This is a genomic window from Geobacillus sp. Manikaran-105 (assembly GCF_002809955.1).
In the GTDB taxonomy this organism is placed as follows: domain Bacteria; phylum Bacillota; class Bacilli; order Bacillales; family Anoxybacillaceae; genus Geobacillus; species Geobacillus thermophilus.
This window is the reverse complement of record NZ_PIJG01000123.1, coordinates 1-1583: the sequence shown is the minus strand read 5'-3', so window position 1 is coordinate 1583 and position 1583 is coordinate 1. Positions and strand designations below refer to the sequence as shown.

At 35.1% G+C, this 1583-nt stretch carries 1 protein-coding gene; it reads left to right on the top strand.

Annotation, left to right across the window (positions count from 1 at the left end; translation table 11 throughout):
* Positions 1-281 precede the first annotated feature (281 nt).
* Complete coding sequence (locus tag CV945_RS16795) at positions 282-1460, top strand: phospholipase D family protein (protein WP_100660195.1); 1179 nt, start codon at positions 282-284, stop codon at positions 1458-1460.
* Positions 1461-1583 lie beyond the last annotated feature (123 nt).

Here is a 1583-nt window from a genome sequence, read left to right as displayed (position 1 = left end):
ATTCTCCCTTTCCACACAGGAGACTGAATATTCAGTCTCCTGTGTGGAGGAAACTAGTTCCCTATTCATTCCAAATCCATTTCAGAGAAACCCTACCCCCATTATATTACACAAAATTCTTGACGGTACCAACAGTTTACATCAATATTAGAACATCTTAATGAATTTGATGAATATGTAAATGAGAAGCTTCAGTTAATACAAGCTAAATTCAAAAGTTCTAGTAGCTTCATATATCTTCATAAAATTTTGGTGAATCTTTATTGTGGGAGGGGTAAAAGATGCCTGTCAGTTTAATATCCAAAAACCTACTATATCAGTTTCAAGAACTTTTAGAGAAAACGGAGAATGAATTGAATATTATTTCTCCCTTTATAGGAACGCAAACTGCAAACTTATTAGCCGATTGGCTAATTAAGAATCCTTCAGTAGTTTGTAATATCATTACCCGATTTTATCGGGAAGACTTTGTTGAACGTGTCAGCAGTATATACGGACTAGAACGCCTTTTACATGCAAATGCAAATATATATGCATTAGTTGATTTACACTCAAAACTTTATCTGTTTGATTCACATTCAACAATCATTGGTTCAGCCAATTTTACAAAAGGTGGTTTTGTGTCTAATCATGAAATTTGCGTACTAATGGATGATGAACCAGAAATAGCAGAAAAAGCTCAAGAGTATTTCTATGATTTGTTAGAGCAAATTCAAGCAACTGGGGATAAAGGAGTTGTTACACAAGAATGGATCGATGAAGAAAAGAGGTATGTTCCTCAGTTGGCAGCAAATCAAAGGGATAAGACTGTTACATATTCAAATATTAAGAAAAAAGGTGTAGAGTTAAAGAAAATTGTTCATCCTGATTTATTCGAGTCAATTCTAGAAAATACATATGAAGCAGACGAGGGAAGTAATGGTTATTGGTTAAAGTTTGAAGGGACCGGAGAGAACAGAATCCCTAATGACTTGAATTACCAACAAATGAAGGGTATACGGAATCGAGATTTGAAGACTACTTACTTTCCACGCAGACCAAGCGGAATTGCAAAGGATGATACTTTATTCTTAACAATTGTTAGTTACGATGAACATGGTCAACCTACACCTATGATTGTAGGGTATGCCAAGACAGAAGGATTCAATAAGGATAACGTTGTTGACGATGCTGATATTAAAGATGCTCCTTGGAAACATCGTTTTCCATACTATGTTGAATTGACAAGTGGAAAAGTAATTAATGCGCCTATTAAGAATGGTATTCGTTTAGTAGATTTGTATAATAGTATTGGGAAAGCAGCCTTCCCGTCTTTAAGAAAAAGGAATAAGGTAAGCCATAAAACCCTACAAAGCATGCACTTCAGAAGATCACACATTCGTATTACTCAAGAAGCGTATAACTTTCTAATGGATGAATTAAATAAGCGTTTTAGTAAATACGGTGAAATAAATTTATAGAGAACTAACAAAAAATGCACCTATAAACCCGTGGTGCTAGATAAACTTGAGCAAGCATAAAAATAGCCCTTGCTGGCGGATCTCCTGTAGAATGAAAGTGCGACCTGCCATTCGAAAGGAGAA